Origin of the sequence: Streptomyces sp. NPDC087440 (genome assembly GCF_044744005.1) — a bacterium.
Lineage (GTDB): Bacteria > Actinomycetota > Actinomycetes > Streptomycetales > Streptomycetaceae > Streptomyces.
Genome location: NZ_JBIUXN010000004.1, coordinates 1 through 17,265, shown reverse-complemented (window position 1 = coordinate 17,265; position 17,265 = coordinate 1). Strand labels below are relative to the sequence as shown.

Genomic DNA, 17,265 nt, shown 5'->3' with positions numbered 1-17,265 from the left:
GCCCACCTGATGTCAGGTGGGCCGCCACAGACGTAGACGGACGGTGAGGGGGCGAAGGGATCAGAAGAGGCGCAGCTTGTCGTCCTCGATGCCGCGCATCGCGTCGTAGTCCAGCACCAGACAGCGGATGCCCCGGTCGGTGGCCAGTACGCGGGCCTGCGGCTTGATCTCCTGGGCGGCGAAGACGCCGGTCACCGGGGCCAAGTGCGGGTCGCGGTTGAGGAGTTCGAGGTAGCGGGTGAGCTGCTCGACGCCGTCGATGTCGCCGCGCCGCTTCAGCTCGACGGCCACCGTCGCGCCGTCGGCGTCCCGGCACAGGATGTCGACCGGGCCGATCGCCGTCATGTACTCGCGGCGGATCAGCGTGTAGCCCTCGCCGAGGGTCTCGATGCGGTCGGCGAGCAGCTCCTGAAGGTGCGCTTCCACGCCGTCCTTGATGAGACCGGGGTCGGTGCCCAGGACGTACGACGAGTCGTGGAGGACTTCCTCCATCGTGATGATCAGTTTCTCGCCCGCCTTGTTGATCACCGTCCAGACACCGGCGTCGTCACCGGTGCCCTCCTTGAGGGTGCAGGGCGGCGACATCCAGTTGAGCGGCTTGTACGCCCTGTCGTCCGCGTGAATGGAGACGCTGCCGTCCGCCTTCACCAGGATCAGACGGGGGGCGGAGGGCAGATGGGCGGTGAGCCTGCCCGCGTAGTCCACGGAGCAACGGGCGATGACGAGACGCATGGGGAGCAACGCTACTCGACAACACGGGGTGGGCGCGATTCGCCCTGTAAGGCACCCTTCGCAGGGCGCGGGCGTGCTCCCGCGGGTGGCCGGTTGTATGCGCAATCCCCTGTCGCGGTAAGGGTGGCGCGCTTACCGTGGATGCAGGAGGTCGCCGTGCGTGCACGCTGCGTCGCCGCTCTCCTGCCCTGCCCGGAAGACCCCGTCTCTGTGCGGGGTCGCGAGAGGAGAACCCATGTCGCTCGACGTCTCACCGGCACTGTTGGAACAGGCCGAGCGAGGCGAGGTCGACGAAGCCGACTTCGTCGACTGCGTCCGGACCTCCCTGCCTTTCGCATGGGAGATGATCAGCTCGTTGGTGGCCCAGCTGAAGGTCGACGGCGGTCAGTTCGCCGACAACCAGACGCCGCCGCCCAACGAGCAGGCCCGTGGCCAGCTGCTGCGCGCCCTGGCGAGTGACGCGATCCGCGGATCGCTCGAACGCCACTTCGGAGTACGTCTCGCATTCCAGAACTGCCACCGCGTCGCGGTGTTCCCGCTGGACTCCTCGGTCGACGAGCGGCTGGCCCGCTTCACGTCGATCCGCGGCCAGCTGCTCAACCAATCGCCGGAACTGCGGGACTGCTGACGTGTGAGGCTGCCGCTCCCGTGTCGCGGGAGGTGTACTGACCCAGGGGCGGCAGCCCTCCGGTACGAGCCGGGACCGGAAGCCCACCGACGCGAGCCCGGTCCGACCGTTCAGGTACGCATCCCGTCCAGCGATCCTCGGGTACGCACCCGGTCCGCCCCTCACGCGAGCAACTCGCGCACCTCGCCGCCCAGCCGCCTGACGTTCTCCTCCGTGCAGGCCAGGTCGCCCGACCCCTCGGTCAGCAGCGCGAAACGCGTAATTCCAGTCTTTTCCGCGGTCGCCGCCAGCCGGTCCGCCGCCAACTGCGGTGTCCCCACCGGATGCAGGTCGCACAGCTTCTCGGTGTACGCCACCGGATCGCGCATCGTGCGCACCCGGCCGTCGACCGTCACATGCGCGTCGAGGCCCTGTTTCAGCCAGCCGGGCATCGACTTGGCGAGGATCTCCCGCGCGTCCGCCGTGCTGTCGGCGATCTGCGCGACGCCCGCCGAGACATGGCCCGCGAGCGCGATCTCCTCGGCGCTGCGGCCCGCCTCCCGGGCACACCGCCGCCACAGCGCGGTCATCTCCGCCTTGTCCTCGTCCCCGCAGTGCATCCCCAGCAGCATCGGCAGCCCGCGCTCGGCGGCCAGCCTGACGCTCTGGGGCGAGGTGCACGCCACGACCACCTCGGGCCCCGCAGCGCCCTCCAACTGCTCGTCGGGACGCGGTACGACGGCCACCTCCCGGAACCGGTACCGCTCCCCGTCCGCCCCCACCCGCGGCTCGCGCAGCCAGCGCAGCACCAGGTCCAGGGCTTCCGGGAAGCCCTCCTCGAAGGCCTTCAGCCCGCTGCCGAAGACCTCCAGGTCGACCCAGGGCCCGCCGCGCCCCACCCCGAGCGAGAACCGCCCGCCCGAGGTGAGGTGCAACAGGGCCGCCTGCTCCGCCACGTTGACCGGGTGCGCGGTCGGCAGCACGGTCACCGCCGTGCCGACCCGCAGACGCCGGGTGCGGCCCAGCATCAGCGCGGCCAGCGTCACCGCCGACGGGCACACGCCGTACGGAACGAAGTGGTGTTCGGCCAGCCAGACCGCATCCAGCCCCGCCTCTTCCGCGACCTCCGCCGTCCGCACGGCTCGGTGCAGTGTCTCCCCCTGACCCTGGCCCGGGAACTGGGCCGCCAGTACGAAAGCTCCGATGTGCATCGCCCTCTGCCTCCTTGATGAGTGCTCGATTCGGCGATCCCCCACTGGCATTAACGTCTGACAAGTGCCAAAGGCACGGGCCCGCGCAAAGTTCTTGTGATTTTCCGGCTACCTGTGCGCCGGGAGTACCGCAGTACCCACTTCAGTGGGCTTCTTGCGGGCGATCCCGGATGTCGTCCGAGAGGAGTCGGGCCTCGGTGTCCCGGCGTCATGGCGCTGTGTGTCGGCGGAGGTGTCCGCTTGTTCTTGCGACGTGGGGGTCTCCCCTTCAACAGGGTCCGCCACTGCTGGGCATCTTCGGGGGAGCGTTCACTCGTTCGGGTGACATTGGTTGGGATGGGTGCGGGCTGGGTGGCAGGTGGCTACGTTCGGTTCTCGTGAAGCTGGTGGTGCAGGTCAAGCTGATGCCGGATGCCGTGCAGCTGGCGGCGTTCGAACGAACCCTGCCGGCCCTGAACGAGGCCGCCACTTGGGTGTCCGCGGTTTCCTTCGCGGCCTTTGCGCTCAGGGGCGGGGCGCGCGAGCTGCGCAAGCTCTGCTACGGGGAGCTGCGGGCACGGGGCTTCGGGGCGCAGGCTGCCCAGCACCTGATCAAGCGCGTCTCGGACGCCTACGTCGCGTTGCGGGCCGGAACCCCCGGCCCGCCCGCCTCCCTGCGCCGCCGCAAGGCGGAGTTCACGCCGGTCGTCTTCCGCCCGCATGCCGCCCACACCTATGACGACCGGTGTCTGTCGTGGAACCACGACGCCCAGACCGTCAGTATCTGGACCCTCGACGGACGGATGCGCAACGTCCGCTTTGCCTGCTCACCGTCGGCGCTCAAGCAGCTTGCCGCCTACCGCAAGGGCGAATCCGACCTGGTGTTCCGGGACGGGAAGTGGTTCCTCTACGCCACGATCGACGTGCCGGACCCCGAGGTGTACGAACCGGCCGACTTCATCGGCGTGGACCGGGGCATCGTGAACCTGGCCACCACCAGCGACGGCACCAACCACCAAGGCCGCCGCCTGGGCCGTTACCGCCGCTGGCAGGCGCATAAGCGGGCCGAGCTCCAGGCCAAGAAGACCCGGTCCGCGAAGCAGCGGCTGAAGAAGCGGGCGAAGAAGGAAGCCCGGCATGCCACACACCTGAACCACAAGATCTCGAAAACAGTCGTTGCGGTCGCCCAACGCACCGGTCGTGGTGTCGCTCTGGAGGAACTCCGGGGTATCCGCGATCGGGTCACGGTTCCCCGCGACCAGCGCGCACGACTGTCTTCCTGGCCGTTCCACCAGCTTGGGGCGTTCCTCGCCTACAAGTGCCGACGCAGCGGGGTGCCGTTCGTCGAGGTGGACCCGGCCCACACCTCGCAGCGCTGCCCGCGCTGCGGCCGCACCGAGCGAGCCAACCGGCAAACTCGGGATCACTTTCACTGTCGTCGGTGCGGTCTCGCTGGGCCGTCCGACCACGTCGCCGGGGTCAACGTGCGCAACCGCGCACGCTCGGCGTGGGCCTTCGTCAACATGCCCGATCCCGCCCCCGGCCCGACCGGCTAAGAGCGGGTAGATGTGCCCCGTGACCGCCCTTCCGCAGGGGGCAGTCGGGAGCATGAACGAAGCCGGAATCACCCGAGTCGCCAACTTGGGTGCTATACGGCTGAGTAGCTGACTGGTACGCCTACCCCTGCCGATTGGGCCTAGGCTGGAGGAAACCTGCCCGTCCGGCCCCATGAGGTGCTACGTGTCCCCGCGCCGCAACCGCCCCCGAGGCGGCGAGAATCCGATTCCGAGCGGCGGAGGCGCCGGTGGCTCGCCGGACCGGTACGGGTTGCAGCGGACGGAGACCTGGCAGGGCGAGGAGTGGCTGGTGCGCCAGGTCGCCGGGGCCAGTGCGCAGGGCAAGCGCTACCGCTGCCCCGGCTGCGACCAGGAGATCCCCTCCGGCGTTCCGCACGTGGTGGCATGGCCGGACTACGGCGGGGTCGACGACCGTCGGCACTGGCACAAGGCCTGCTGGAACGCGAAGGACCGCCGCACCACGAAGGTGCAGCGGTCCAGGAACGCCCCCCGGCACTGAGCCGGTCCACGAGGCGTCAGCGGGCGGAGGTCACACGTCCCGGCGGTCCTGCACGAAGAAGGCCAGGCCGAGGAAGACCGCGGTGAGGCCGCCCATGATGCCCAGCGCCTCCCAGCCGCCGGGGGAGGCCGCGCCCATCGCCGTGCCGTAGAAGACACCGAGCTGGCTGGGGATCGAGTACTCCAGCAGGAAGTCCTGCAGCCCGTTCAGCGCCGTCGCGGCCAGGAAGAGCGCCATCACCAGCGGCAGCAGGACGAAGCCGATCATCACGGTGATCGCGCCCGCCGAGTGCCGCAGCAGCGCGCCGACCGCGAGCGCGAAGAGGCCGATCAGGGCGACGTACGCACTGACGCCGACGGTCGCCCAGCCCCACACCGACACGCTGGAGCGCCCGCCGAGCGCGAGCACCAGGACGGCCGAGGTGAGCGTGGTGGCCACCAGCGTGACCAGGAAGGTGAGCACGCCGAAGACGATCGCCTTCGCCCCCAGCACGCGCGCCCGGCTGGGGCAGGCGGTCAGGGTCGTACGGATCATGCCCGTGCCGTACTCGGAGGAGATGGTCATCACGCCGAGCGTCATCACCGGCATGACGCCGAGCAGCACGCCGACAAAACCGAGCGCGACCGCCGACTCGCCCACCGGCAGGTCGGACCGGGAGAGGAAGAGCGCGATCAGCGTGCCGATGCCGAGCACCAGGGCGATCATGACGCCGAAGTTCCACAGGGTGGAGCGCACGGAACGGATCTTCGTCCACTCCGAGGCGAGCGCGTCCTTGAGCGTGGCCCGCCGCAGCGGCACGGGGGAGACGTAACCGGCCTGTCCCTGCCAGAGCTGCTCGGGTGCGGAGACGGCTCCGTGCGAAGGCTGCGGGTGCGGGTGTGCGTTCGAGGTCGAGGGGGTCGTCATCGGGCGTCCTCGGAGGTGGTGTCGTCGCTCTTGCTGAGGCTCGGGGCCGTCGCCGGGGGAGTGGGCGCCGGGGCCGGCACCGGCTGTGCGTACGGGTTCTGGTCCGCCGGTACGGGCCCGGGCGCACCCGGCACCGACCCCGGCACCCCCGGATGCGGCATGCCGGGCTGCGGCGGCGGGGGCGCGTACCAGCCCTGCTGCGGCACGGGCTGCGGCACGGGGGCCTGCACGCCCGGGGGCAGGGCGCCCGGGCCCTGCGGTGCGGCGAAGCCCGCGAGCTGGTCGTCGGTGGAGCGGTAGTCGACCGCCGCCTGCGTCATCCGCATGTAGGCCTCCTCCAACGAGGCCTGGTGCGGGGAGAGTTCCCACAGCCGTACGTCGGCCCCGTGCGCGAGGTCGGCGATCCGCGGCAGCGCGAGCCCCGTGACGCGCAGGGCGCCGTCCTGCTCCGGCAGGACCTGTCCGCCCGCCTCGGTGAGCGCCGAGGTCAGCTTCTCCCGCTGGTCGGAGTCGGTGTCCGGGGTGCGCACCCGGGCGAAACCGGCGGAGTTGGCGGCGATGAAGTCCTTGACGCTCATGTCGGCGAGGAGCTGTCCGCGGCCGATCACGACGAGGTGTTCGGCGGTCAGCGCCATCTCGCTCATCAGGTGCGAGGAGACGAAGACGGTGCGGCCCTCGGAGGCCAGCATCTTCATCAGGTTGCGCACCCACAGGATGCCCTCGGGGTCGAGGCCGTTGACCGGTTCGTCGAAGAGCAGCACCTGCGGGTCGCCGAGCAGCGCGGCGGCGATGCCCAGACGCTGGCCCATGCCGAGCGAGAAGCCCTTGGAGCGGTGCTTGGCGACACCCTGGAGGCCCACGACACCCAGCACCTCGTCGACCCGGCTCGCCGGGATGCCGGAGAGCTGGGCCAGGGAGAGCAGGTGGTTGCGGGCGCTGCGGCCGCCGTGCACGGCCTTGGCGTCCAGCAGCGCGCCGACCTGGCGGGGCGCGTTGGGCAGGTCGCGGAAGGCGTGGCCGCCGATGGTGACGTGGCCCGCGGTGGGACGGTCGAGGCCGAGGATCATGCGCATGGTGGTGGACTTGCCGGAGCCGTTGGGCCCCAGGAAGCCGGTCACGGTGCCCGGCCGCACCTGGAAGGAAAGGTTGTACACGGCCGTCTTGGCGCCGTAGCGCTTCGTCAGGCCGACTGCCTCGATCATTCAAGCCCCATCGACAGATCGTGGGGCCACGATCACGCGCCTGGTCATGTGCGGTGATCCCGTTCTGCCCCCGTAAGCAGTAGGAGCTTAACCAGCGGGGGGCGGTTCCGGCCAAGAACGACCGTTCGAAGAGGTGGCGATCGCCGGCCGGGCCCTCACGCATCCCGGTTCTTCAGCACCAGCCACCCGCACAGCACCGCCAGCGCCGCCCAGGCCACCATGATCCCGAAGCCGCCCCACGGCCCGTACGGCGCGACGTCGTTCTCCGGCGTCACCACCTGCATGACCTTGGTGCCGGCCTGGTCGGGGAGGTACTGGGCGATCTTCCGGGTGGCCTCCACGCCGCCCAGGATCGGCGCGATCAGGAAGAAGATCGGCATCAGGATGCCCAGCGACAGCATCGGCGAGCGCAGGATCGTCGCCACGCCCATCGCGAAGACCGCGATCAGCGTCATGTACAGCGCGCCGCCGAACACCGCCCGCAGCACCCCCGGGTCGCCGATCGACGCCTTGTACTGGCCGAGCGCGGCCTGCCCGACGAAGAAGGTGACGAAGCTGGTCACCAGCGCCACCACGAAGGCGAGCAGCGTGGCAATTGCGATCTTGCTGAACAGGAATGCGCCGCGCCGGGGCACCGCGGCGAGGGAGGTGCGGATCATTCCGGTGCTGTATTCGTTGCCGACGACCAGCACACCGAAAACGATCATTGCGAGCTGGCCGAGACCCGTCCCCGCGAAACTCGTCAGCGTCGGGTCGATGAACTGCAGTTCCCTCGCGTTCATCTTCGAGAACTGGTCCTTGGACAGCAGGCTGATCAGAAATCCCAGCCCGACCGTGAATACGAAGGCCATCGTGAGTGTCCACACTGTGGAACGCACGGATTTGATCTTGGTCCATTCCGACGTCAATACCTGAGCGACCGCCATGTCAGTTCTCGCCTCCGGTCGATCCCCAGCCTTCGGTGGCCCCGGAGTCCGCTCCGTGCGTTCCGTCCGCCCCCCAACGCTCTTCGGACGGGGGTCCCGAATGCGCGTGATACTCGACCGATTCGGCCGTGAGCTGCATGAACGCCTCTTCCAGCGAAGCCTGCTGCGGGCTGAGCTCATGGAGGACGAGCTGATGCTGGGCCGCGAGCTCACCGAGCTGCTCCGACGCCACCCCGTCGACCTCCAGCGTGCCGTTCCCGGCCGTCACCACGGTGATCCCGGCCTGGTGCAGCACGTCCCGCAGCCGCTCCTGCTGCGGGCTGCGCAGGCGTACGTACGAGCGTGAATTGGCCCGGATGAAGTCGGCCATCGAGGTGTCCGCGAGCAGGCGGCCCTGCCCGATGACCACCAGGTGCTCGGCGGTCAGCGCCATCTCGCTCATCAGGTGCGAGGAGACGAAGACGGTGCGCCCCTGCGCCGCGAGGGACTTCATCAGGTTGCGGATCCAGTGGATGCCCTCGGGGTCGAGGCCGTTCACCGGCTCGTCGAACATCAGGATCTCCGGGTCGCCCAGCAGCGCCCCCGCGATGCCGAGGCGCTGCCCCATGCCGAGCGAGAAACCCTTGGAGCGCTTCTTCGCCACGGCGGTCAGGCCGACCGTGTCCAGCACCTCGCCGACCCGGGAGGCCGGGATGCCGTTGCTCTGCGCCAGGCACAGGAGGTGGTTGTAAGCGCTCCTGCCGCCGTGCAGCGCCTTGGCGTCCAGCAGGGCCCCCACGTACTTCAGCGGGTCCTTGAGGTCCGTGTAGCGCCTGCCGTCGATCCGCACGCCCCCGGCCGTGGGCCGGTCCAGGTCCAGCATCATGCGCATCGTGGTCGACTTGCCCGCGCCGTTGGGCCCCAGGAAGCCGGTGACGATGCCCGGCCGCACCTGGAAGGTCAGGTTGTCGACGGCCAGCTTCTGGCCGTACCGCTTCGACAGTCCGGCTACCTCAATCATGCGGCCACGCTAAGGGCGCACGAAACCCCCCGCCACCGGAAATGGCGACGGGGGGCAACGGGTGGTGCGAAGAGGTACTAGCGGGACTGCTGGGCCGGGACGCCGCGGGAGATCGGCTCGTCGTCCACCGGGGCGCCGGCGGCGGCCACGGCCGCACCGGTCAGCGTCGCCAGCATCTCGCGGACGTTGGTGAGCTGGGCGTTGATCGAGTCGCGGCGGTTGGTGAGCGCCGCCAGCTCGCGCTCGGACTCGCTGCGGATGCGGTCGGCCTTGGCGTTCGCGTCGGCCACGATGTCCTCGGCCTGGCGCTGCGCCGTCTCCACCGTCTGACGGGCCCGGCGCTCGGCGTCGGTGCGCAGCTTCTCGGCCTCCAGGCGCAGCTGCTCCGCCCGGTGCTCGATCTCCGCGAGACGCTTCTCCGCCTTCGCCTGACGCGAGGCCAGGTCGCGCTCGGACTGCTCGCGGCGCTTGGCCAGGTTCGTCTCGAAGTCCGCGGCGGCCTGGGCGGCCTTGGCGCGGGTCTCCTCGAAGAGGGCGTCGGCCTCCTCGCGCTTGGACTGCGCGTCCTTCTGCGCCTCGGAGCGCAGCTGGGCGGAGTCGCCCTTCGCCTTCTCGACGATGCGGACGCCCTCGTCCTCGGCCTTCGCCTTGCGCTCGGCCGCGAACGACTCGGCGTCGTTGCGCACCTGCTGGGCGGCCGACTCGGCCAGCTCGCGGTGCTGCTCGGCGGCGCGACGGGCCTCCTCACGCAGGTCCTTCGCCTCCTCCTCGGCAAGACGGAGGATCTTCTCGACCCGGGCGCCGAGGCCCGCGTACGACGGCTCTGCGTCGTTGACCTGGGCCTGCGCGTTCTGCGTTTCGAGGTGGAGTTCCTCGATGCGCTTCTCCAGCGAGGTGATCCGGGCAAGCGCACTGTCACGGTCGGCGAGCAGCTTGGCGATGCGGTCGTCCACCTGACCGCGGTCGTAACCACGCCGCACCTGCTCGAAGCCGTAGGGGGAGGCGGATGTGTCGCTCATGAGGTTCCTGTCGAATGAGACCGGTGAGGTGATAGGGGGAATCCTAGGGGCCATAGCGGCGTGTCATCGAGCCATTGCCGGTTTGATCTGGAGAATGACCCTCCTTTTGAGTGGCAACCCGTCCAGCTGCTTGCCACCCGCACGGATGAACACCCCGTCAAACCTGCCTGGAATCACAGCTCCATCACAAGTGGCCCGTCAGTCACGGATGAGATTTCTCGAAACATCCGTGACTCCCGTACCGCGGACGCAACCGGATTCCCGCTAGCCGTCCGAGGACTTGCCACCCGATCGAGTTCCGCCCGCCGCCGCACCGGCCTTGACGCCGCCCGAACCCGGGCCGCCGGCCGACTTGCCGCCCTGGGACGGTGCCTCGAATGATTCCAACGCCTCAAGTACGTCCTGGACACGGGAGATCTCGGCCTGAATGTCCTCGCGCCTGCGCACCAGCACGTCCAGTTCGCGCTTGCCCTCGGCGACCGTGCGGTCCGCCTCGGCCTTCGCGTCGTCCCTCAACTTCGTTGCCTCGCGGACCAGTTCGGCCTTCTTGGTCTCGGCCTCCTTGAGCAGCTGCTCGGCCTTCTTGACCGCCGCGATGCGGACCTTCCCGGCCTCCGAACTCGCCTCGGACACCATGGACTTGGCCTTCGCCTCGGCCTCGGCCTGCTGTTCGGTGGCCGCCTTCATGAGCTTGTCGACGCGCTCCCCGGCGGTCTTCATCTGCTCGGAGGTCTCGCGGCGCGCACGCTCGTGCAGCTCCTCGATCTCGCCCTCCAGGCGGGCCCGCAGCTCTTCCGCCCGCTCCCTTATGGCAGTTGCGTCCCGGCGGGCTCCCACCAGCAGCTCGTCGGCGTCCGTACGGGCCTGCTCCACCATCGAGTTGCCCTCGACCTTGGACTCCGAGACGATCCGCTCGGCCTCCTTGCGGGCCGCGCCGACCATCGTGTCGGCCTGCTCCTCGGCCTGGGTGGCGGCACGCAGCGCCTCCTCCTGGGCCTTCGCGACGAGCTGGTCCGCCTGCTCCGCTGCGTCCGAGCGCCGCTTGGACGCCGCCTCGCGGGCCTCGTCCAGCAGCCGGTCGGCCTCGCTCCGCGCCTCGCTGCGCATCTGCTCGGCGGCGGCCTCGGTGTCCTCGCGGTGCTGGGCGGCCTCGGTGCGGATGCGCTCGGCGGCCTGCTGGGCGCTGCCGACCGTGTCGGCGGCCTCGGCGCGCAGCCGCTCGGCCTCGCCGGTGGCGTCCGAGACCAGCTGCTCGGACTTCCGCGTCGCGTCCGTGACCAGCGTCTCGGCCTGCTGGAGCGCCTCGGTGGTGAGCTTGTCGGCCTCGGCCGCCGCCTCCGTGATGAGCGTGTCGACCTGCTCGGCGGCGTCCGTGCGCCGCTTGTCGGCGGCCTTGCGCGCCTCGTCGAGCACCTGCTCGCCGTCCGCGCGCGCCGCCGCCCGCAGCTGCTCGGCCTGCGCCTCGCCGTCCGCCTTGACCTGCTCGGCCTCGGCGCGCAGCCGGGCCGCGTCCTGCTCGGCGGTGTTCAGGGTGGCCGCCGCGTGCGCGGTGATCCGCTCGGCCTCCGCGGTCGCCTCGGCGACGGCGCGGGTGGCCTCCTCGTCGGCCTTGTTGCGTACCTCCGCGGCCTCCCGCTCGATCCGCTCGGCCTCGCTGCGGGCCTCGCCGATCAGCAGGTCGGCCTGGGAGGCGGCATCGTTGCGGATCCGGTTGGCGTCGTCGCGGGCCTCCGCCCGGGACTTCGCCGCCGCCTCCTCGGCCGCCGCGAGGGCGTCCGAGGCCTCGGTACGGAGCTGCTGGGCGCGCTCCTGGGAGTCCGTGCGCACCCGCTCGGCCTCGGTGATGGCGTCGCCCACGGTGCGCTCGGCGAGCGCCTTCGCGGCGTCCGACTCCTCCTGGGAGCGGCTGCGGATCCGGGCGGCGTCCTCGGCGGCCCGCTCCCGCTCGGCGTGCGCGTCGGCGCGGACCCGGTCCGCCTCCTGCTGCGCCTCGGTCGTGGTGCGCTCGGCCGCGTGCTCGGCGGCGCTGCGCAGCCCGGCGATCTCCTCCTCGGCCTGCTCCTGGAGCCCGGCCACCGCGTCCCGCACCTGCTGCGCGGTCTGCTCGGCCGCCGACACCAGCTCCGAGGCGCGCCGCTCGGCGTCCTCGACCAGGCGCTGGGCCTCGGCCTGCGCCTCCTCGACCCGCTTGCGGGCCGACGCGAGGAGCTCCTCGCTCTGCTCGCGCGCCTGCGTACGCTCCCGCTCCGCCTCCTCGCGGGCCCCGGCGAGCGTCTCCTCGGCCTCACGACGACGTCGTACGGCCTCCTCCTGCGCGGCGGCCAGTGCCTCGGCGGCCTCCCCGGACACCCGCTCGGCGGCCGCGGCCGCCTCCGCGCGCACCCGGTCGGCGCTCTCCTGCGCCTCCGTCTTCAGCCGCTCGGCCTCCGCGGCGGCCTCGCTCCGCAGCCGTACGGCGACGTTCTCGCCCTCCGCCCGCGCCTGCGAGGCGTCGGACGCGGCCTCGGTGCGCAGCCGCTCGGCCTCCTCCTCGGCCTGCGCCTGGAGCGTGCGCGCCCGCTCGGCGGCGTCGGCGCGCACCCGGTCGGTCTCCTCGCCGGCCTCCCGGCGGATCCGCTCGGCCTCGGCGCGGGCGCCGAGCAGGGTCTCCTCGGAGGAGGTGAGGCGCTGCTCGGCCTCGCCGCGCAGCCGCTCGACCTCCGTGGCGGCCTCGGCCTGCCGGGCGGCCACCGCGCGCTCGGCGTCCGCGCGCAGCGCCCGTACCTCCTCCTCGGCGGAGAGACGGGCCTGCTCGGCCTGCTCCTCGGACTCGGCGCGCAGCCGCTCCACCTCGGCGCGGGCGGCCTCCAGGGCGTCCTCGGCCTGCTTGCGCAGCACGTTCGCCCGCTCGGTGGCCTCGGAGCGGACCCGCTCGCCGTCGGCGCCCGCGGTCTCCCGCAGCTCCTCGGCGTCCGTGCGGGCCTTGGTCAGCAGCTCCTCGGCGGTCCTGGCCGCCTCCTCGATCTGCTGGACGGCCTCCCGGCGGGCCTCGCCGCGGATGCGCTCACCCTCGGCGACGGCCTCGGAGCGCAGCTGCTCGGCCTCGCCGCGCAGCCGCCGGGCCTCCTCCTGGAGCTCGACCGTCTTGGCCCGGTACTCCTTGGTGTCGTCCTTGGCCGCACCCTTGAGCTCGTCGGCCTGCTCGGCGGCGTCGCCGCGCAGCCGCTCCGCCTCCGCCTCGGCCTCGCGGCGGATGCGCTCGGCCTCCTCGGCGGCCTTGCGGGTGGTCTCCTGGGCGTTCTCGGACGCCTTGGTGAGGACTTCCTCCGCCGTGCGGGCCGCCTTGGCGAGCTGGGCGGCGGAGTCCTCGGAGGCCTGGGTGCGGGCCTTGTCGGCGGCCTCCTTCACCAGGCGCTCGGCCTCGGCGCGGGCGTCGGCGAGCGCCTGCTCGGCCTCCGCCTTCAGTGCCTCGGACTCCTTGGTGGCCTCGCCGACCAGCCGGGCGATCTCGGTCTTGGCCGTACGGGTGCGCTGCTCGTTGACGGACTCGGCGCCCGCGAGCTGCTTGGACGCGGCCTCCTTGGCCTCGCTGAGCACCTTCTCCGCCTCGAGGCGCGCCTCGCGCAGGGCCGTCTCGGCCTCCTGCATGCGCGACTCGGCGGTCCGCGACAGCTCGGCGGCCTGCTTGCGGGCCGCGTCGGACTCCGACGTGGTGGTCGTCCGCAGCTGCTCGGCGTGGGTGGTGGCCTCCTGCGCCTGCGTGGACGCGGCGTTCAGCAGGCGTTCGGCGTCCTTGCGGGCGCGCAGCAGGGTCGCCTCGGCCTCGGCGCGGGCGGCCTCGGAGTCGGCGGTGAGCCGCTGGCGGGCCTCCTCGGCGACCCGGGTGGCCTCGGCGCGGGCGGCGGTCAGCGCCTGCTCGGCCTCGGCACGGGACTCCTCCATGAGCCGGCGGGCCTGCGCCTCGGTGCGGGCGCGCAGCTGCTCGGCCCAGGCGACGTTCTCGTTGACGTGCGACTCGACGGTCTGCCGCCGCTCCGCCAGCTCCTGGTCCAGGCGCTGACGGCGGGTGACGGCTTCCTGGTGCAACTCGGCCTGGAGCCGTGCCTGGTGCTCGGCGTGCTCCTGGAGGATGCGCTGGGTCTGGGCGCGGGCGTCGCGCAGCTCGCGCTCGGCGTCGGTGCGCAGCTGGTCCGCCTGCACCTGCGCGTTGCGCAGCAACTGCTCGGCCTGGTAGCCGATGTCCGCCGCGTCGTAGGCAGGCCGGGACGCGAGGTTGCGGCGCGCCTCGTGCAACTTGGCGCGCAGCACCTCGACCTGGTAGCCGAGGTCCTCGGCGTGCTGGACCGCCTTCTCCCGCTCGGTCTTCAGCCGGTCCATCTCGGCCTCGAACCGCGAGAGATGGTCGGACTCAGCCCGTAGAGGGCCCTCCTGGCGTTCGTAGCCCCGCACTGCGCGGTCCCATCCGTCCCCTGGTCGCAACTGACTGTCGTGACTCTGTTGTCGTACGTTCGTGGTCGTACGGCCCTTCCGCACGCGGCGAGCGCGCACGTCCGTTCCGTACGGCCCCACCCTGACAGCGGGCGGGCCCCCGGGGGAATGGTGTCAGATCAACAGCGAGCCACAAGTCGCAGGCCCGATTCCCGGCCCCGGCCCGGAATCGCCCACTCTACCGGCCGGGTCGGGCGGGAGTCAGTGGTCCTCCGGACTGCCCTCCTCGGCGGCCGGTGCGGCGGTGACCAGTTCGGTCAGGACACCGTGGCAGTCCTTGGGGTGCAGGAAGGTGATCCGGGAGCCCATGGAACCGATGCGCGGCTCGTCGTACAGCACCCGTACACCCTTCCCCCGGATGTCCGCGGAGTCCGCGTCGACGTCGGCGGTGCCGAAGGCGATGTGGTGGACGCCCTCGCCGTTCTTCGCCAGCCACTTGCCGACGGCGCTGTCCTCGCGCGTGGGTTCGAGGAGTTGGAGGTAGGTGGCCCCGCCGTCGGAGGCGTCATTGACCTTGATCATGGCCTCGCGGACGCCCTGCTCCTCGTTGATCTCGCAGTGGTGGACCTCGAAGCCGTACGTGGCCCGGTAGAACTCGACCGTCTTGTCGAGGTCGTGGCAGGCAATCCCGATGTGATCGATTCGCGTCAGCATGCTTGTAGTGCAACGCGGTTGGGCCTGGTTACGCAACGTGCGCGCCGTCACACCGGCTGCCCGGTGACGGGCGAGTACGGCGTCAGTATCGTCAAGTAAACCCTCGTTCACTCCCAACCTCCCAAGGGGCCGTGCCGCATGTCTGGAACGACCGGTACCACTTCTGTCATCGTCGCGGGCGCGCGGACGCCCATGGGCCGTCTCCTCGGCTCGCTGAAGTCCTTCTCCGGAGCCGACCTCGGCGGCTTCGCGATCAAGGCGGCCGTCGAGCGTGCGGGCATCGGCGGCGACCAGGTGCAGTACGTGATCATGGGCCAGGTGCTCCAGGCGGGCGCCGGCCAGATCCCGGCCCGCCAGGCCGCCGTCAAGGCGGGCATCCCGATGAACGTTCCGGCGCTCACCATCAACAAGGTGTGCCTGTCGGGTCTGGACGCGATCGCGCTCGCCGACCAGCTGATCCGCGCGGGCGAGTTCGACATCGTGGTCGCGGGCGGCCAGGAGTCCATGACCAACGCCCCGCACCTGCTGCCGAAGTCCCGCGAGGGCTACAAGTACGGCTCGATCGAGATGCTCGACGCGATGGCGTACGACGGTCTCACCGACTCCTTCGAGAACATCCCGATGGGAGAGTCGACCGAGAAGCACAACGCGCGCCTGGGCATCGACCGCGCCCCGCAGGACGAGTTCGCCGCCCAGTCCCACCAGCGCGCCGCGGCCGCGGCGAAGAACGGGATCTTCGAGGCCGAGATCACCCCGGTCGAGGTCCCGCAGCGCAAGGGCGACCCGATGCTGGTGTCGACGGACGAGGGCGTGCGCCCGGAGACCACCGTCGAATCGCTGGCCAAGCTGCGCCCCGCCTTCGCCAAGGACGGCACGATCACCGCCGGTACGTCGTCGCAGATCTCGGACGGTGCGGCCGCCGTGGTCGTCATGAGCAAGGCCAAGGCGGAGGAGCTCGGCCTGGAGTGGATCGCCGAGATCGGCGCGCACGGGAACGTCGCCGGGCCCGACAACTCGCTCCAGTCGCAGCCGTCGAACGCGATCCAGCACGCCCTGAAGAAGGAGGGGCTGGGGGTCGACGACCTCGATCTGATCGAGATCAACGAGGCCTTCGCCGCCGTCGCCGTCCAGTCAATGAAGGACCTGGGCGTGTCCCCGGAAAAGGTGAACGTCAACGGTGGTGCGATCGCCCTGGGCCACCCCATCGGCATGTCCGGCGCCCGGGTCGTCCTGCACCTGGCGCTGGAGCTGAAGCGGCGCGGCGGCGGCGTCGGCGCGGCGGCCCTGTGCGGGGGCGGCGGGCAGGGCGACGCGCTGATCGTGCGCGTGCCGGGCAAGTAGTTCTCGTACGCAAGCGCTGACTGAGCGGAGCTGAACGATGCAGGACGTCCCCACGCTGGTGGAACAGGCCCGGGCAGGGCGGCCGAGGGCCGTGGCCCGGCTGATCTCGCTGGTCGAGGGGGCGTCCCCGCAGCTGCGCGAGGTGATGGCGGCGCTGGCCCCGCTGGCGGGCAACGCGTACGTGGTCGGGCTGACCGGGTCGCCGGGTGTCGGCAAGTCGACGTCGACGTCGGCGCTGGTGGCGTCGTACCGGCGGGCGGGGAAGCGGGTCGCGGTGCTGGCCGTCGATCCGTCGTCGCCCTTCAGCGGGGGTGCGCTGCTCGGGGACCGTATCCGGATGGCCGACCACGCGTCGGACCCCGGCGTCTACATCCGGTCGATGGCGACGCGCGGGCATCTGGGCGGGCTGGCGTGGGCGGCGCCGCAGGCGATCCGGGTGCTGGACGCGTCCGGTTTTGATGTGGTGCTGGTCGAGACGGTGGGGGTCGGGCAGTCCGAGGTGGAGATCGCGGCGCAGGCCGACACGTCGATGGTGCTGCTCGCCCCCGGGATGGGGGACGGGATTCAGGCCGCGAAGGCCGGGATTCTGGAGATCGGTGATGTGTACGTGGTCAACAAGGCCGACCGGGACGGCGCCGACGCGACGGTGCGCGAGCTGAACCACATGCTCGGGCTCGGGGAGTCCCGGGGGCCCGGGGACTGGCGGCCGCCGATCGTGAAGACGGTCGCGGCGCGGGGCGAGGGCGTCGACGAGGTGGTCGAGGCGCTGGAGAAGCACCGGGCGTGGATGGAGGAGCGGGGGGTGCTGGCCGAGCGGCGGGCCGCCCGGGCGGCGCATGAGGTGGAGACGATTGCCGTGACTGCTCTGCGGGAGCGGATCGGGGATCTGCGGGGGGACCGGCGGCTGGATGCGCTGGCGGCGCGGATCGTGGCGGGGGAGCTGGATCCGTATGCGGCGGCGGACGAGTTGGTGGCGGGGGTGACGGAGGGGGCCTGAGGGGGGTGGGTGGTTGATGTTCGTGGGGGGGGGGGGGGCCCCCCCCCCCCCCCGTGGGGCCCGCCCCCCCCCCCCCCGCCCCCCCGGCCGCCGGCGGGCGCGGAACGAACAGGGCCACGGCGCCCCCCGCCAAAACCAAAAGGCACAC

The 17,265-nt window shown here is 71.5% G+C and carries 14 protein-coding genes; 5 read left to right on the top strand and 9 right to left on the bottom strand.

Annotation, left to right across the window (positions count from 1 at the left end):
- Positions 1-60: 60 nt before the first annotated feature.
- The gene (gene nucS / locus ACIO3O_RS11120) at positions 61-732 is read right to left on the bottom strand and encodes an endonuclease NucS (protein WP_189826704.1); all 672 of its coding nucleotides are present in this window, start codon (positions 730-732) and stop codon (positions 61-63) included.
- 235 nt (positions 733-967) lie between these two features.
- Between nucS and ACIO3O_RS11115 the strand changes: the two genes are divergently transcribed.
- Complete coding sequence (locus tag ACIO3O_RS11115; RefSeq protein ID WP_266658950.1) at positions 968-1,360, top strand: SCO5389 family protein; 393 nt, start codon at positions 968-970, stop codon at positions 1,358-1,360.
- A gap of 161 nt (positions 1,361-1,521) precedes the next feature.
- Here the strand turns inward: ACIO3O_RS11115 and ACIO3O_RS11110 are convergent, their stop codons facing one another.
- Complete coding sequence (locus tag ACIO3O_RS11110; RefSeq protein ID WP_401744522.1) at positions 1,522-2,550, bottom strand: LLM class flavin-dependent oxidoreductase; 1,029 nt, start codon at positions 2,548-2,550, stop codon at positions 1,522-1,524.
- 404 nt (positions 2,551-2,954) lie between these two features.
- On the opposite strand from ACIO3O_RS11110, the gene ACIO3O_RS11105 reads away from it, so the two are divergent.
- Both ACIO3O_RS11105 and ACIO3O_RS11100 read left to right on the top strand, forming a co-directional pair.
- The gene (locus ACIO3O_RS11105; RefSeq protein ID WP_401744886.1) at positions 2,955-4,085 is read left to right on the top strand and encodes an RNA-guided endonuclease InsQ/TnpB family protein; all 1,131 of its coding nucleotides are present in this window, start codon (positions 2,955-2,957) and stop codon (positions 4,083-4,085) included.
- 184 nt (positions 4,086-4,269) lie between these two features.
- Positions 4,270-4,605 carry an ATP/GTP-binding protein gene (locus tag ACIO3O_RS11100; protein ID WP_401744520.1) on the top strand — a complete coding sequence of 112 codons (336 nt, stop codon included), beginning with the start codon at positions 4,270-4,272 and terminating at the stop codon, positions 4,603-4,605.
- A 30-nt stretch (positions 4,606-4,635) separates the two neighbouring features.
- Here the strand turns inward: ACIO3O_RS11100 and ACIO3O_RS11095 are convergent, their stop codons facing one another.
- From ACIO3O_RS11095 to mce, 7 genes are all read right to left on the bottom strand, one after another.
- Positions 4,636-5,511, bottom strand: a complete 876-nt coding sequence (locus ACIO3O_RS11095) for an ABC transporter permease (RefSeq protein WP_401744519.1) — start codon at positions 5,509-5,511, stop codon at positions 4,636-4,638.
- Complete coding sequence (locus ACIO3O_RS11090; protein WP_401744517.1) at positions 5,508-6,713, bottom strand: ATP-binding cassette domain-containing protein; 1,206 nt, start codon at positions 6,711-6,713, stop codon at positions 5,508-5,510. Before ACIO3O_RS11090 ends, ACIO3O_RS11095 begins: the two co-directional genes overlap by 4 nt.
- Positions 6,714-6,868: 155 nt before the next feature.
- On the bottom strand, positions 6,869-7,639 hold the full coding sequence (locus ACIO3O_RS11085; RefSeq protein ID WP_401744515.1) for an ABC transporter permease: 771 nt from the start codon (positions 7,637-7,639) through the stop codon (positions 6,869-6,871).
- Position 7,640: 1 nt separating this feature from the next.
- On the bottom strand, positions 7,641-8,639 hold the full coding sequence (locus ACIO3O_RS11080) for an ATP-binding cassette domain-containing protein (RefSeq protein WP_401744514.1): 999 nt from the start codon (positions 8,637-8,639) through the stop codon (positions 7,641-7,643).
- 77 nt (positions 8,640-8,716) lie between these two features.
- The gene (locus ACIO3O_RS11075; protein WP_189826712.1) at positions 8,717-9,658 is read right to left on the bottom strand and encodes a cellulose-binding protein; all 942 of its coding nucleotides are present in this window, start codon (positions 9,656-9,658) and stop codon (positions 8,717-8,719) included.
- 264 nt (positions 9,659-9,922) lie between these two features.
- Positions 9,923-14,086 (bottom strand): polarized growth protein Scy, encoded by a 4,164-nt coding sequence (gene scy / locus ACIO3O_RS11070; RefSeq protein WP_401744513.1) that lies wholly within the window; start codon positions 14,084-14,086, stop codon positions 9,923-9,925.
- Between the two features lie 240 nt (positions 14,087-14,326).
- Positions 14,327-14,779, bottom strand: a complete 453-nt coding sequence (gene mce / locus ACIO3O_RS11065; RefSeq protein ID WP_401744512.1) for a methylmalonyl-CoA epimerase — start codon at positions 14,777-14,779, stop codon at positions 14,327-14,329.
- Between the two features lie 138 nt (positions 14,780-14,917).
- Here mce and ACIO3O_RS11060 point away from each other — a divergent pair, with 138 nt between their 5' ends.
- Positions 14,918-16,120 (top strand): acetyl-CoA C-acetyltransferase, encoded by a 1,203-nt coding sequence (locus tag ACIO3O_RS11060; protein ID WP_401744510.1) that lies wholly within the window; start codon positions 14,918-14,920, stop codon positions 16,118-16,120.
- A 37-nt stretch (positions 16,121-16,157) separates the two neighbouring features.
- Positions 16,158-17,117 carry a methylmalonyl Co-A mutase-associated GTPase MeaB gene (gene meaB / locus ACIO3O_RS11055; RefSeq protein ID WP_401744509.1) on the top strand — a complete coding sequence of 320 codons (960 nt, stop codon included), beginning with the start codon at positions 16,158-16,160 and terminating at the stop codon, positions 17,115-17,117.
- Positions 17,118-17,265 lie beyond the last annotated feature (148 nt).

What these genes read in the sequence shown, in the direction of transcription:
- ACIO3O_RS11085 (WP_401744515.1), bottom strand. Translation starts at nt 7,639, where the DNA reads ATGGCGGTCGCTCAGGTATTGACGTCGGAATGGACCAAGATCAAATCC.
- ACIO3O_RS11090 (WP_401744517.1), bottom strand. Translation starts at nt 6,713, where the DNA reads ATGATCGAGGCAGTCGGCCTGACGAAGCGCTACGGCGCCAAGACGGCC.
- ACIO3O_RS11080 (WP_401744514.1), bottom strand. Translation starts at nt 8,639, where the DNA reads ATGATTGAGGTAGCCGGACTGTCGAAGCGGTACGGCCAGAAGCTGGCC.
- ACIO3O_RS11075 (WP_189826712.1), bottom strand. Translation starts at nt 9,658, where the DNA reads ATGAGCGACACATCCGCCTCCCCCTACGGCTTCGAGCAGGTGCGGCGT.
- ACIO3O_RS11110 (WP_401744522.1), bottom strand. Translation starts at nt 2,550, where the DNA reads ATGCACATCGGAGCTTTCGTACTGGCGGCCCAGTTCCCGGGCCAGGGT.
- ACIO3O_RS11060 (WP_401744510.1), top strand. Translation starts at nt 14,918, where the DNA reads ATGTCTGGAACGACCGGTACCACTTCTGTCATCGTCGCGGGCGCGCGG.
- nucS (WP_189826704.1), bottom strand. Translation starts at nt 732, where the DNA reads ATGCGTCTCGTCATCGCCCGTTGCTCCGTGGACTACGCGGGCAGGCTC.
- ACIO3O_RS11115 (WP_266658950.1), top strand. Translation starts at nt 968, where the DNA reads ATGTCGCTCGACGTCTCACCGGCACTGTTGGAACAGGCCGAGCGAGGC.
- ACIO3O_RS11105 (WP_401744886.1), top strand. Translation starts at nt 2,955, where the DNA reads ATGCCGGATGCCGTGCAGCTGGCGGCGTTCGAACGAACCCTGCCGGCC.
- meaB (WP_401744509.1), top strand. Translation starts at nt 16,158, where the DNA reads ATGCAGGACGTCCCCACGCTGGTGGAACAGGCCCGGGCAGGGCGGCCG.
- ACIO3O_RS11095 (WP_401744519.1), bottom strand. Translation starts at nt 5,511, where the DNA reads ATGACGACCCCCTCGACCTCGAACGCACACCCGCACCCGCAGCCTTCG.
- mce (WP_401744512.1), bottom strand. Translation starts at nt 14,779, where the DNA reads ATGCTGACGCGAATCGATCACATCGGGATTGCCTGCCACGACCTCGAC.